Genomic DNA, 13,048 nt, shown 5'->3' on the forward strand with positions numbered 1-13,048 from the left:
GTGCTGACCTGTCGCCAATCTATACAACATATCAAGGAGTAGTATGTCGATCAACCAATTGAAATATATTGATAATTTACGTCTCGGTGGCCATGAAGGATTGTGGCAGATGGCGATTGAGCAAGGCCGAATTGCCCATTTGATCCCGCAGCCAGAAGGTGTTGAGTGGCGCAGTGAGACGCTGGATGCTGAAGGTGGGCTGGCACTGTCCGCATTCGTTGAGCCGCATATCCATTTGGATACCACCCAAACTGCCGGGCAACCGGCGTGGAATCAGTCTGGTACGCTGTTTGAAGGCATTGAACGCTGGGCGGAGCGTAAAGCACGCTTGAGCCATGACGATGTAAAGCAGCGCGCATGGCAAACGCTGAAATGGCAGATTGCTAATGGCGTGCAGTACGTGCGTACCCACGTTGACGTTTCCGATCCGACCTTGACCGCCCTGCGTGCCATGCTGGAGGTGAGGCAAGAGGTTGCGCCTTGGATAACATTACAAATCGTTGCCTTTCCACAAGAGGGTATTATGTCCTACCCGAACGGGGAGGCGTTGTTAGAAGAGGCGCTACGCCTTGGTGCGGACGTCGTGGGGGCGATTCCCCACTTTGAATTTACGCGCGAATATGGCGTGGAGTCGTTGCACAAAGCATTCGCGTTGGCGCAAAAATATGATCGCTTGGTGGACGTGCACTGCGACGAGATCGATGATGAGCAGTCGCGCTTTGTCGAAACCGTTGCGGCATTAGCATTGAAACTGGAGATGGGGAGTCGGGTGACCGCCAGCCATACTACGGCAATGCACTCCTACAACGGCGCTTATACGTCACGGCTGTTCCGCTTGCTGAAGCTCTCTGGCATTAATTTTGTCGCCAATCCCTTGGTCAATATTCATCTTCAAGGGCGTTTCGACAGTTACCCAAAACGCCGTGGCATCACGCGAGTCAAAGAGATGCTCGACGCAGACATTAACGTCTGTTTCGGCCACGATGACGTGTTCGATCCGTGGTACCCGCTCGGCACTGCCAATATGTTACAGGTACTGCATATGGGGCTGCACGTTTGCCAACTGATGGGATACGACCAAATTAATGATGGACTGCGTCTGATTACCACCCACAGCGCCCGTACCCTGCAGTTACAGGATTACGGACTGGCGGTAGGAAACAGTGCCAATCTAGTGATTTTGCCGGCAGAAAGTGGTTTTGACGCGGTGCGCCGCCAGACGCCAGTGCGTTACTCCATCCGTCAGGGGGGCGTGATCGCGCAAACCCGTCCGGCAGAAACTACGCTGTATCTGTCCGGTGAAGAGAAGGTTGATTTCCGTCAATGAGTGACATTCTCAGCAATTAACCGGTTACTCACCGCGTTGTGGCGAATTTGTTCGGTCCAAGTCAATCCGGTACGTTTGCTGATGGGCGCAGCGCGCTGCGCCCCGATGCAGGCTGTGATCAGTGGGTAAATCGCTTATTCATCACTGCGTCACGTGGCCGTGGCTGCGGTGTTTGGTCACAAAACCCAACAGCAGACACATCACGAATACTGCCAGATACAGACCGTTTGCAGTGGTCAGTGCTGCATGTGCGCCGCCTTTTGCCACAATCGGGCCGGTTACCACGAAGGTCAACATGGTACCGATGGTGCCGCAGGTCAGAATAAAGTTCACCAGTTTTGGTGACGATACCTTGGTTTGCAGTGAACCGAGTGTGATCAGTGTGGTGTAGATGGCACTGGAAACAAAGCCTAAGGCCATGATGTAGTACGGTAACGACTGCGGATCGTCACTGCTGACAAACATGTACATCGCGCCGCTGGCCAATGCCGCCAGGACGGTGACAATGCGTTGTAGATCGAAGAAGCGCAGTACGAAACTGAATACCCACATGCCGATCATGTAAGAGGTCCAGAAATCACTGACCAGCTTACCCGCCTGATGGATGTTCATACCGAGGGACTTGGTGGCGTATTCCGGCACCCACTGGATAAAGCCCAATTGGCCGAGGATGTAGCACAATGCGGCGATCGACAGGAACAGGACGCCGATACCCCATTTCTCTTTGACGACCGGCTCACCCGCTTGGGTGCCTTTATTGCCCAGCACCGGGAATTCTGAACACAGGGTTAGCACGAAGATGGCGACATACAACAGCCCAATACAGGCGTAAACCCAATACCAACCGATATGTCGCGCCAATAACATCGCCGCGACTATCGGGAAAATCATTCCGGCCATGCTAAAGAAAGAATCGGTAAACAGCAGGCGCGAACCGCGCTGACGGCCAGAATACATATGCGTGATCAAGAAGGTGCCGATCGACATGGTAATGCCGCTCACTACACCGAGGATGAACATGCAGAGGGAGAACATCGTGAGGCTCTTGCCGACCATCAGGCCGATCACCGCCAAGACCATCAGCAGGAAACCGAAGATGAGCTGGCGCTTCAGGGGGATGATTTCCATCAACCACGCGTTTAGGAAGATGGCGATCAAAATGCCGGCGTTTAAGAACGTGAAGGTGTTGCTCATGCTGGAAACTGGCAGGTTAAAGTACTCTGCAATATTCCCCATCACCATTCCTGTGACGATCACTAAGGCACCGGTCAGCGCATAAGAGAAGAAGCTGATCCATGTTAGCCGGATGCGGTTGCTGTTATTCATTGAATAAGCCCGATTGGTAGATTGGATTTTGTTGTTTGGCAGCAGACGACAGATTTTTTCTGGTAAAAGCAGTAAAAACCCGTCTCCGGCTACCAGGGGGCGAATCCTAGCATAGCTCAGGCGGGTTTTTGTGATGATTGTCTATTTTTTGATGTAAGTTATGAAATGATCGTGGGCTGGTGAGAGAACTATCCTGCCAAGATGGCAATGGAGTCCCGGGGGATAATGATCGGCGCAAAGCTGGCTTGTGGCGTGAGCGGGTCGATCAGCAAACGTGTGGCGAACTGTGCCATGTCGGTAATGGGAAAATGCACGCTGGAAAGCGCTGGGCGCACAAATTGTGCGCGTTCACCGCTGTCATAACAAATCAGTGAGATATCTTGCGGCACGCGCAACCGACGTTCATTGATGGCTAATAAGGCACCAATGGCCATTTCTTCGTTACAGCAATATATTGCCGTGGGGAGCACTTTCCTCCGCAGTAGGCGATCGGCGCATTGGTACCCGCTATCCAGATCGTAAACACCTTCCAAACAGTCTATAGGGGTCAAACTAGCCGCCTGCATCGCCTGCTCAAACCCTAAAAAACGCAACTGGCTGGATGCCCGTTGCCGTGGCCCGCTGATGCAGGCAATGCGTTGATGACCGGCATCGATGAGCTGCTGTGTTGCCAGGCGGCTGGCGCGCTGATGATCAAAAATAACGCAACGATCCTCCAAGCCGGGCACCAAGCGATCGAGCAGAACAAAACGCCGCTGATCGGCCGCTAACTGCCGTAAAACCTCGTCACTGAGATAACGCACATGCAAGATCACACCGTCGCAGCGAAGGCTATATAAACGTTGGATCGCCAGCAGTTCGTTCTCAGCGCTGTTACGCCCTTGCGTTACCAACAACTGCTTGCCGTGGGATTCGGCCTCTGTCTGAACAAAATCCATCAGTGCGCCAAAGAAACCGCCTCGGTATGAGGTGGTCACCAGACCCAACGTATGGCTCTGGCTTGAGGCCAACGCGCGCGCCGCCGGATTCGGCGTGTAGCCAAGCTGCGCAATGGCGCGTTCGACTTTTTCACGCGTCGGTGTTTTAACCTTGCTGTCGCCATTCACGACGCGCGATACCGTGGCGCGCGATACGCCTGCGAGCTTAGCTACATCTTCCAGTGTCACCCTATCCCCTTGCTCTTTCGAGCGGTGTCGTTGTTGGCATGCGCGTGGTGGGGGGCTCAGGTAAACCCCTAGGCATCAAACTGCGGTAAATAGGCTTTATTCACCGTAAGCACCTCGTCGAGCAGTGATTGGGCAATGTCGGCGTTGGCAACCAAAGGATTGGTGACCAGAGCCAACAAGCCGCTTTGGCGATCGCCGTGTACTGCGGCATCAATCGCTAGCCGTTCATACGCTTTCACCTGTTGGGTCAGTGCGTGCATGGCATCAGGCAATGGGCCGAAAACTAACGGGTGAGCGCCCTGAGCATCGACAATACAGTTTGTTTCTATCACCGCATCGTCCGGCAAACCGCGAATAGCGCCACGGTTTGCGGTATTGACCACTAATTGCGTGCCGAGATTATTATGGATCGCGCGGATCAGTTCCAGCGCCACTTCCGAATAGAAAGAGCCGCCGCGGAAGCTGAGCTGCTCTGGTTTGCTATCCAACTGCGGATCGGCATACAGTGCGAATAGCTCTTTCTCTACCTGCATCACCTGTTCTGCTCGGGTGCCGCGTTCGGCAGCGGCCGCGGTTTCTTCGGCCAGCATTGCCTGCGTTTGGTAGAAATAGCGATGATAAGGGCAGGGGATGGCGCCGACAGCACGCAGAAACGCTGGTGGCCACGGTTCTTCCTTGATGTTATTCATGGTCAGCGTTGCGCCGTCGCACAGCATATCGATCACGTTGTCAGTGACGTCTTGGCCGTTTTGTAGCACCTGATGAACCCAAACCATGTGGTTTAACCCGGCGAAGCGCAGCTGCACATCGTCATAGGGCGCGTTGAGCATGTTGGCGATCATGTGATGCATACTGATTGGAACATTACACAGACCAATGATTTTTGCTTTGGTATAATGGGATACGGCTTCGGTCACCATCCCTGCCGGATTGGTAAAGTTGATGATCCAGGCATCGGGTGCCAGTTGCTCAACTTTGCGCGCAATCGACAACATCACCGGAATGGTGCGTAATGCTTTGGCAAAGCCGCCGACGCCGGTGGTTTCTTGGCCGATAAGATGATACTTCAGCCCCAATCGTTCATCGGCAGCGCGTGCCGGTAGCTGGCCGACGCGCAGTTGAGTCAGTACGAACTGTGCCCCGCGAATCGCGTCGTCTAAGGCAAAGTGCACGCTGACCTTAATCTGCTCCAATCCGTGACGCGCCAGCATACGCTCGGTTAACGCCGCGATAATGGCCACTTTCTCACGGCCGGCTTCAACGTCAACCAGTGCCAGCTCGCTCACCGGCAACGATTCAATTCGCTGGATCAGTCCGTCGACCAATTCCGGTGTGTAGCTGCTTCCGCCACCAATAATGGCAATTTTTAGCGAGCTCATGGGCGTGCCTCCTGCTGTGCCTGACGGCGATAGAGTTCAATCATGTCATCGGCTAAATCCTGAATCACCATCGCATTCATCAAATGATCTTGGGCGTGGACGGTAATCAGATTCATCGCCAGCTTGCCGCTGCCTTCGTCCAGGCTGATGAGTTGAGTCTGGATGCGATGAGCCTGTTTCACGGCCTCTTTCGATTCAGCCATCTGTGCGGCAGATGCGGTGAAATCGCCCGCCCGTGCCTGCTGTAATGCCATTAACGCACTGCTGCGCGCACTGCCGGAAAACACCAGCAGTTCCATGATGGTACTTTCAAAATCGGTACTGATTTCAGCGGTTAATTCACTCACATTGTGCTCCTGTTACTGTGCTGCGGCGGCATCGGTTGCTGCGCGTTCGGCTTCGGCTTGCGCTTGTTCTTGCGTCAACAGTTGTTTTTCATACACCTTGAAGAACGGTAGCCAGATAGCGAGATCGATGATCATCAGCAGCAATACCAGCACGATGGCGCGGATATCCCATGAGGCAGAGATCATGGCTCCGATCGGTGCTGGGGTGGTCCACGGTGCCATGGCGACCATCTTCTCTACCCAGTCCCAGTGCAGAGCGAAATAAGCCAGCGTGGCGTTAATCATCGGTACCACAATCAGCGGAATAAACAGCGTTGGGTTCATCACGACGGGCGAGCCGAACAGCAAGGGTTCATTGATGTTGAATACGGAAGGCACCACGCTCAGTTTGCCGATGGTACGCAGATGAACCGAACGGCTGCGCAGATAAAGTAAGGCTAGCACCAGCGTGGAACCGGACCCGCCAATGCAGACATAAAATGACCAAAACGGTGCGGTGAGGGTTTGCGTTGTCGCGGCGCTTTGCGCCACTAAGGCGGCGTTTGTGGCCAGATTCGCCATAAAGATCGGGTTAAGCAGGCCGGTGACGATGTTGTCGCCATGAATACCGGCAAACCACAGTAGGTTGGCAATCAAGACCATCAGCAAAATGGCTGGCAAGGTGTCACCCACGGAAATCAATGGTTGAAATACCTGCATAATCGCCGCCGGTAGCAACAACTGAAATTCGCTCTGCAGCAGAATACTGATCGGGTAAACCGTCAGCAGAATGCCGACCACCGGATAAAGCAGTTCAAACGAGCGAGCAATCGCCGGTGGTACCTGCTCTGGCATGCGTATCGTGATGTTGTACTTTTTCAGTAAGCGAACCAGCTCCACCGACCAAATTGCACAGATTAGCGCGGTGAATACCCCTTGGCCGCCGAGGAAGTCGAGTGACATTTTGTTGTCGACCTGTGGGGCGGCGGCCAGTAGGAACGCCATCAGCGACAGTAGACCCGCAGTTAAGGCGTCTAAACCATAATGTTTCGCCAGGCTGTAGGCGGTGCCGATAGACACGAACACACTCATCAATCCCATGGTCATAAAGAATGGCAGGGTGATGGTGTCCCAGTGTTCTTTGGCAAAGCCGATCCACGCGCGGCCAAAACGGGAGGTGGTGTGGGCGTCAAACGGTGGGTTGGCGACGATCAGCATGATGCTGCCGACAATCAGAAACGGCATGGCACTGATAAAACCATCGCGGATAGCAATAATATGGCGCTGGCTGCCGATGCGGCCAGCCAAGGGGGCGATGTGGTTCTCCACCCCGCGCATCAGGGAAGCGTACAGGCTCATGATGATGTCCGCCGCGTCAGGCTAGTAAATTGAGGGCATGATCCAGCACTTTGTCGCCGCGCAGGGTGCCGTAATCCATCATATCGATCACCGCGACGGGCAAGCCGTGCGGCTCGGCAATTTTGTTAAAGCGCGCCAGTTCATATTTCACCTGTGGCCCGAGCAGTACGACGTCTGCACTCGTCAACTCGGCTTCAAACTCAGCGGCGGGTACGGCTTTGATTTCAATGGCTAACTTTCGCTTTTCCGCTTCAGCTTGCATGCGTTTAACCAGCATGCTGGTGGACATCCCCGCGGCGCAACACAGCACTATTTTTTTCATTATTGCTCTCCAGGATTAGTGTGATTTTCATCGTTGGCTCAAAATGAGAGCGCTCTCATTCATTAAGGGTAGCTGGAATGTGAAATCAAAATGCGAGATAAGTCGCAAATAGCGATGAAGAGCCGAATGGGGTAATTAATGCGTGATCGGCTTGGCAAAAATAAGCTTGGCGATCATACTTTTGTCAGTAAAATTCGGGACATCGTAAGAAACGTCCCACATTTGCGTAAATATTAATAAATGGCTGGCACTCGCTGGGGCAGCTCTTTAGAATCAATGCGCTTTCCCGTTGTTTGTCTCTCAGAGAAAGGACCCATCCATGTTCAAACGTACTTTAGTGACCTTCGTTGCGCTGTGTTCCCTGACAGCAATGGCACCTGCCGCTTTGGCCGCGGGTGAAACCCACGTTATGCTGACCACCTCAGCCGGGAATATAGAATTGGCGCTCGACAGTCAGAAAGCACCGGTATCAACCAAAAACTTCGTTGATTACGTGAACAGCGGTTTTTATAACAACACCGTATTCCACCGTGTTATCCCTGGTTTTATGGTGCAGGGTGGCGGCTTTACTGCGGATATGCAGCAAAAAACGGCGAAAGCGCCAATCAAAAACGAGGCAGATAACGGCCTGCGTAACCTGCGTGGCACCATCTCCATGGCGCGTACGGCAGAAAAAGATAGCGCGACCAGCCAGTTTTTCTTGAACGTCGCAGATAATGCCTTCTTGGATCATGGCCAGCGTGACTTTGGTTACGCGGTGTTCGGCAAAGTGGTGAAGGGCATGGAGATCGTCGATAAAATTTCCCAAGTGCCGACCGGTAACGTCGGGCCTTATCAGAATGTGCCGACCAAACCTATCGTCATTTTGTCAGCGAAAGTCTTACCGTAAGCATGTTGCCGGTTCCCCTGTGGGAGCCGGCCTGTTTCCATCACGCCTCTGAAGTTTTGCCTGCATCACTGTTTTATTCCTCCGCACATGCTTTAATCGCCAGCTTATATCCAGACCGGCTACCCGGCGCGATATGCCTTCCTTGTTCAGGATGAATTGCTGTGATTTATGAATTTAACCAGGTTTTGCTGCTATTGCAGCAAATGTGCGTATACCTTGTCATTGCCTACTTATTGAGCAAAACCCCGTTATTTACCCCGCTGACGCAGGTGACGATCCGCCTGCCGCATAAGCTCCTGTGCTATTTAATCTTTTCGGTGTTCTGCATTATGGGGACCTATTTTGGTCTGCATATTCAGGATTCCATTGCCAATACCCGTGCCATCGGTGCCGTGCTGGGCGGTTTGCTGGGCGGGCCGTCGGTGGGTTTTCTGGTCGGGTTAACCGGCGGCGTGCACCGTTATACGCTCGGTGGGATGACCGATGTCGCTTGCGCGATATCCACGATTGCCGAAGGGCTAGTAGGGGGGCTGGTGCACAGTGTAGCCATACGGCGCGGGCGCATGGGTTTACTGTTTAATCCGTTGTTCGTCGCAGGCGTCACGTTGGTGACCGAAATGCTGCAAATGGTGATTATTCTGGCCATTGCCCGCCCATTTGATGAAGCTTTGCGATTGGTGGAATACATCGCTTTGCCGATGCTGATTGCCAACACCGTAGGTGCGGCTATGTTCATACAAATCTTGTTGGATCGGCGCGCTATGTTTGAGAAGTACACCAGTGCGTTTTCCTCTAAAGCGTTGAAGCTGGCAGAACGTACGGAAGGTATTTTGCGCCAAGGTTTCGATCAGGAAAACAGCATGAAAGTTGCGCGAATTATTTATCAGGAACTGGGGATCGGTGCGGTAGCGATCACCGATCGCGACAAGCTGCTGGCATTTATCGGTATTGGCGACGATCACCATCTGCCGGGGACGCCCATTTCCTCTGCGCATTCCCATCGCGCCATCGACAACAACGAAGTGGTGTATGCCGATGGCAATGAACTGTCGTACCGCTGCTCGATTAATGGCAGTTGCAAACTGGGTTCCACGCTGGTGATCCCGCTGCGCGGCGAGAATCAGCGGGTGATTGGCACTATCAAACTGTATGAACCGAAGAGCAAACTGTTTAGCACCATCAACCGCACGTTGGGCGAGGGCATTGCCAGCCTGCTATCGGCACAGATTATGGCCGGACAGTATGAACGGCACAAACAGCTGTTGGCTCAGTCTGAAATCAAACTGCTGCATGCACAGGTAAACCCACATTTTCTGTTTAATGCGTTGAATACGCTGGTGGCGGTGATTCGCCGTGACGGCGAGCGTGCCTGTGAGCTGGTGCAATATCTTTCTACTTTCTTTCGTAAGAACCTCAAACGTAGCGAGGATGAAGTGACGCTGGCGGATGAGATCGAGCACGTTAATGCCTATCTACAAATCGAAAAGGCACGGTTTGCCGAACGGTTGGAAATTGCGGTTTCGTTACCAGAGGCGTTACTGGCGGTGCGTTTACCGGCCTTTTCGTTGCAGCCTATCGTTGAGAACGCCATTAAGCATGGCACCTCGCATCTTTTGGGGATTGGCAGAATCGATATTGGTGCGCGTTGTGAGGGGGAACGGCTATTGTTACAGGTGACGGATAATGCCGGCCTGTTCCAGGCGAAAAACTCGGGGGTTGGGCTAGGCATGAACCTGGTGGATAAGCGCATTCGTGTGCGTTACGGCGAGGATTATGGTGTGCAGGTGAGCTGCGAACCGGAGGCCTATACCTGTATTACGCTTAACATTCCGATGGTGAGGGCAGCCTGATGTTGAAGGTATTAATTGTCGATGATGAGCCATCCGCCCGTGATAATTTACGTCACCTGCTGGAAAAGGAAAGCGGCGTGAAGGTCATTGGCGAATGTGCCAACGCGATAGAAGCCATTAGCCAGATCCACCGTGTGCAGCCGGACGTGGTTTTTTTAGATATTCAAATGCCGCGTATCAGCGGGTTGGAAATGGTGGGTATGCTCGATCCCAATCGTATGCCAACCATAGTCTTTCTTACCGCGTATGATGAATACGCCTTACAAGCATTCGAACAACATGCCTTTGACTATTTGTTGAAACCCGCAGAGCCCCAGCGTTTGAATAAAACTCTGCAACGGCTACAGCAGCGTCGCGTAGCGCCGGATATGACCGCGTTGCCAGAAAGCGAGGGCTATCTGAAATACATTCCCTGCACCGGTCAAAGCCGCATCTATTTATTGCGTTTCGATGAGGTCATCGCTATCCGCAGCCGTTTAAGCGGCGTGTATGTTGTGCGTAACGATGGCATGGAATGTTTCACTGAGCTGACGTTACGCACGTTGGAAAATCGGACGCCGCTGCTGCGTTGCCATCGGCAATATCTGGTCAATTTGGAGCAGGTGCGTGAGATCCGTTTTGAAGAAAGCGGCGGGGCGGAAATGATCATGCCGGTGGGGGAGCCGATACCAGTCAGTCGCCGCTATCTGAAATCGCTCAAAGAACAGCTAGGGTTGCGTGGATGAGTGATAAATAGGGCGATAGGCGGCGACGGGTTAACCTGAGAGAAACGTTTAGCGGTCTGCTCTGTTTGTTTGCCCTTGACGCGGTTAAGCCGCGCTTATAGCTTTATACCCATTATACTTCAAGCTGTATGATTGTTGACCACCTCTGCGCAATGCGTAGCAGAAAGCCAGCAACAGGCGCATGTGCGCCGCGTCAGCGTCAAAGGAAAAGAACATGAGTGAAGCACGGATTATCGCCAAAGCGATGAAAGAGGGGAAACCGGTAAAAGATTTGGTGATTCTGCCCGCATTGGCTAACCGTCACGGCCTGATCACCGGTGCGACCGGTACCGGTAAGACCGTGACGCTGCAAAAAATGGCTGAGCAGTTCTCGCGCTTGGGCGTGCCGGTATTTTTATCTGATGTGAAAGGCGATCTGTCTGGCATTGGCACTGAGGCCGTTGCCAACGAAAAGTTACAGGCGCGTTTGGCGGCGATTGGCGTCACGGACTGGCAGCCGCAGGCCAATACGATTATCCCGTGGGATATTTATGGCGAGAAGGGGCACCCGATCCGCGCGACCGTTTCCGATCTTGGCCCATTGTTGCTAGCGCGTTTGCTCGATCTGAATGAGGTACAAAGCGGCGTGCTGCAATTGGTGTTCAAAATCGCCGATGATAATGCACTGCTGTTACTCGACATGAAAGACCTGCGTGCCATGGTGCGATACGTTGGGGATAACGCGAAACAGTTCCAGACCCAATATGGCAACATCTCTTCGGCATCGGTCGGCGCGATCCAGCGTGGGTTATTGACGCTGGAGGAACAAGGCGCCAATCAGTTCTTTGGCGAGCCGATGCTGGACATCAAGGATCTGATGAAAACCGATGCTAATGGCTGCGGTAATATCAACCTGCTGGCGGCAGATAAACTGATCAATCAGCCAAAATTGTATTCGGTGTTCCTACTGTGGTTGCTTGCCGAGTTGTTCGAGCATCTGCCGGAGGTGGGCGATCCTGAGCAACCTAAGTTGGTGTTCTTCTTTGATGAAGCCCATCTGCTGTTCAACGATGCGCCACCTGCACTCTTGACCAAGATCGAGCAGGTAGTACGCCTGATTCGTTCAAAAGGCGTGGGTATCTACTTTGTCACGCAAAATCCGCTGGATATTCCAGACAGCGTGCTAGGCCAGTTAGGCAACCGGGTGCAACACGCGCTGCGCGCGTTTACGCCGCGCGATCAGAAAGCGGTGAAAGCGGCCGCCCAAACGTTGCGTGCTAATTCAGACTTTGATGCCGAAAGCGCTATTACTGAGTTGGGCGTCGGCGAAGCGTTGGTGTCATTCTTGGATGAAAAAGGGCGGCCGAACGTGGTGGAGCGGGCGATGGTGATTGCGCCAGAGTCCAAAATGGGTGTGCTGGGTGCTGAGGGATTGAACCGCGCGATTAACCAATCGCCGCTGTACGGCCAATACGAAGAGATGATCGACCGTGAATCCGCTTACGAAAAACTGTCGGCCGAAGGGTTCTCTACTGTGGGCGAGGATGCGGAAGCGGTGGATAAAACGGCATCGAAGGCTGGCCAGCAAAGTGGCGGCGGCTTGATGGGCAGTTTAAACGAGCTGTTGTTTGGCTCCACCGGCCCACGCGGTGGTAAGCGTGACGGTATCGTGCAAACCGCCGCCAAGAGCATGGCGCGTGACCTCAGCAAAAAAATTCTGCGTGGTATTTTAGGCTCATTTAGCGGGGGTCGCAAAAAATAAGCGGCAAATAACGTCAGTGGCAGTACACTAGCGCAGCATTTTTTCTGCGGGACTTGTCATGCTGCTGCTGATCGATAATTACGACTCTTTCACCTATAACCTTTACCAATACTTCTGCGAGCTGGGTGCAGAGGTGTTGGTGAAGCGTAACGATGAACTGCAACTGGCCGATATTGAACGGCTGGCTCCGCAACATTTAGTGATTTCACCCGGACCCTGTACGCCAAATGAGGCGGGCATTTCGCTGGCGGCGATCGGCCATTTTGCTGGTCGTCTGCCGATACTCGGTGTTTGCCTCGGCCATCAGGCATTGGGGCAGGCGTTTGGTGCCGATGTGGTGCGGGCTCGGCAGGTGATGCACGGCAAAACCTCGGCAATTTGCCACAGTAACCACGGGGTGTTTCGTGGGCTAAATAATCCCCTCACCGTCACCCGGTATCATTCCTTAGTGCTGGATGCTGCTACTTTGCCAGATTGTTTCGACATCACTGCATGGAGCGAACGCGATGGCGAGCGTGACGAGATTATGGGTATTCGCCACCGCACATTGGCGCTGGAAGGGGTGCAATTCCACCCGGAAAGTATTTTGAGTGAGCAGGGGCACCAGTTGTTGGATAATTTCCTTAAAAGTTAATCGA

General features: G+C 53.2%; 12 protein-coding genes. 6 read left to right on the plus strand and 6 right to left on the minus strand.

All coding sequences use genetic code 11. The features are described from left to right. Nucleotides 1-43 precede the first annotated feature (43 nt). Entirely contained in the window at nucleotides 44-1,327 is a 1,284-nt protein-coding gene (locus ACQKDS_RS13010) for a cytosine deaminase (protein ID WP_399671071.1), read from the plus strand. A 141-nt stretch (nucleotides 1,328-1,468) separates the two neighbouring features. Here ACQKDS_RS13010 and tsgA read toward each other — a convergent pair whose 3' ends face one another. The 6 genes from tsgA to ACQKDS_RS13040 form a co-directional block, all read right to left on the minus strand. Beyond that, nucleotides 1,469-2,653, minus strand: a complete 1,185-nt coding sequence (tsgA, locus tag ACQKDS_RS13015) for an MFS transporter TsgA (RefSeq protein WP_399671074.1) — start codon at nucleotides 2,651-2,653, stop codon at nucleotides 1,469-1,471. A 188-nt stretch (nucleotides 2,654-2,841) separates the two neighbouring features. Continuing rightward, a complete protein-coding gene (locus ACQKDS_RS13020) occupies nucleotides 2,842-3,819 on the minus strand; it encodes a LacI family DNA-binding transcriptional regulator (protein ID WP_399671077.1) in 978 nt (325 codons plus the stop codon). A 68-nt stretch (nucleotides 3,820-3,887) separates the two neighbouring features. Further along, nucleotides 3,888-5,198: a 6-phospho-beta-glucosidase gene (locus ACQKDS_RS13025; protein WP_399671081.1), complete on the minus strand. Its 1,311-nt coding sequence runs from the start codon at nucleotides 5,196-5,198 to the stop codon at nucleotides 3,888-3,890. Beyond that, nucleotides 5,195-5,497 carry a PTS lactose/cellobiose transporter subunit IIA gene (locus ACQKDS_RS13030; RefSeq protein WP_399671181.1) on the minus strand — a complete coding sequence of 101 codons (303 nt, stop codon included), beginning with the start codon at nucleotides 5,495-5,497 and terminating at the stop codon, nucleotides 5,195-5,197. The genes ACQKDS_RS13025 and ACQKDS_RS13030 overlap by 4 nt, the downstream gene beginning before the upstream one ends. 60 nt (nucleotides 5,498-5,557) lie before the next feature. After that, a complete protein-coding gene (locus ACQKDS_RS13035) occupies nucleotides 5,558-6,883 on the minus strand; it encodes a PTS sugar transporter subunit IIC (RefSeq protein ID WP_399671084.1) in 1,326 nt (441 codons plus the stop codon). A 16-nt stretch (nucleotides 6,884-6,899) separates the two neighbouring features. Continuing rightward, on the minus strand, nucleotides 6,900-7,205 hold the full coding sequence (locus ACQKDS_RS13040; RefSeq protein WP_399671087.1) for a PTS sugar transporter subunit IIB: 306 nt from the start codon (nucleotides 7,203-7,205) through the stop codon (nucleotides 6,900-6,902). A gap of 319 nt (nucleotides 7,206-7,524) precedes the next feature. On the opposite strand from ACQKDS_RS13040, the gene ppiA reads away from it, so the two are divergent. From ppiA to ACQKDS_RS13065, 5 genes are all read left to right on the plus strand, one after another. Continuing rightward, nucleotides 7,525-8,094, plus strand: coding sequence for a peptidylprolyl isomerase A (gene ppiA, locus ACQKDS_RS13045; protein ID WP_399671090.1), 570 nt, complete (start codon nucleotides 7,525-7,527; stop codon nucleotides 8,092-8,094). Nucleotides 8,095-8,258: 164 nt separating this feature from the next. After that, nucleotides 8,259-9,944: a LytS/YhcK type 5TM receptor domain-containing protein gene (locus ACQKDS_RS13050; RefSeq protein ID WP_399671185.1), complete on the plus strand. Its 1,686-nt coding sequence runs from the start codon at nucleotides 8,259-8,261 to the stop codon at nucleotides 9,942-9,944. After that, the gene (gene btsR / locus ACQKDS_RS13055) at nucleotides 9,944-10,669 is read left to right on the plus strand and encodes a two-component system response regulator BtsR (protein WP_399671093.1); all 726 of its coding nucleotides are present in this window, start codon (nucleotides 9,944-9,946) and stop codon (nucleotides 10,667-10,669) included. The genes ACQKDS_RS13050 and btsR overlap by 1 nt, the downstream gene beginning before the upstream one ends. 214 nt (nucleotides 10,670-10,883) lie before the next feature. After that, nucleotides 10,884-12,410 carry a helicase HerA-like domain-containing protein gene (locus ACQKDS_RS13060; protein WP_399671096.1) on the plus strand — a complete coding sequence of 509 codons (1,527 nt, stop codon included), beginning with the start codon at nucleotides 10,884-10,886 and terminating at the stop codon, nucleotides 12,408-12,410. Between the two features lie 58 nt (nucleotides 12,411-12,468). Beyond that, entirely contained in the window at nucleotides 12,469-13,044 is a 576-nt protein-coding gene (locus ACQKDS_RS13065) for an aminodeoxychorismate synthase component II (RefSeq protein WP_399671099.1), read from the plus strand. Nucleotides 13,045-13,048 lie beyond the last annotated feature (4 nt).

This window comes from Serratia sp. NPDC078593 (genome assembly GCF_050268245.1).
Lineage (GTDB): Bacteria > Pseudomonadota > Gammaproteobacteria > Enterobacterales > Enterobacteriaceae > JBNNGK01.

Excerpts from the sequence above, each read along its gene's own strand:
- btsR (WP_399671093.1), top strand. The coding sequence starts at position 9,944 with ATGTTGAAGGTATTAATTGTCGATGATGAGCCATCCGCCCGTGATAAT.
- ACQKDS_RS13025 (WP_399671081.1), bottom strand. The coding sequence starts at position 5,198 with ATGAGCTCGCTAAAAATTGCCATTATTGGTGGCGGAAGCAGCTACACA.
- ACQKDS_RS13035 (WP_399671084.1), bottom strand. The coding sequence starts at position 6,883 with ATGAGCCTGTACGCTTCCCTGATGCGCGGGGTGGAGAACCACATCGCC.
- ACQKDS_RS13030 (WP_399671181.1), bottom strand. The coding sequence starts at position 5,497 with ATGGAACTGCTGGTGTTTTCCGGCAGTGCGCGCAGCAGTGCGTTAATG.
- ACQKDS_RS13060 (WP_399671096.1), top strand. The coding sequence starts at position 10,884 with ATGAGTGAAGCACGGATTATCGCCAAAGCGATGAAAGAGGGGAAACCG.
- ppiA (WP_399671090.1), top strand. The coding sequence starts at position 7,525 with ATGTTCAAACGTACTTTAGTGACCTTCGTTGCGCTGTGTTCCCTGACA.
- ACQKDS_RS13010 (WP_399671071.1), top strand. The coding sequence starts at position 44 with ATGTCGATCAACCAATTGAAATATATTGATAATTTACGTCTCGGTGGC.
- ACQKDS_RS13040 (WP_399671087.1), bottom strand. The coding sequence starts at position 7,205 with ATGAAAAAAATAGTGCTGTGTTGCGCCGCGGGGATGTCCACCAGCATG.
- ACQKDS_RS13065 (WP_399671099.1), top strand. The coding sequence starts at position 12,469 with ATGCTGCTGCTGATCGATAATTACGACTCTTTCACCTATAACCTTTAC.
- tsgA (WP_399671074.1), bottom strand. The coding sequence starts at position 2,653 with ATGAATAACAGCAACCGCATCCGGCTAACATGGATCAGCTTCTTCTCT.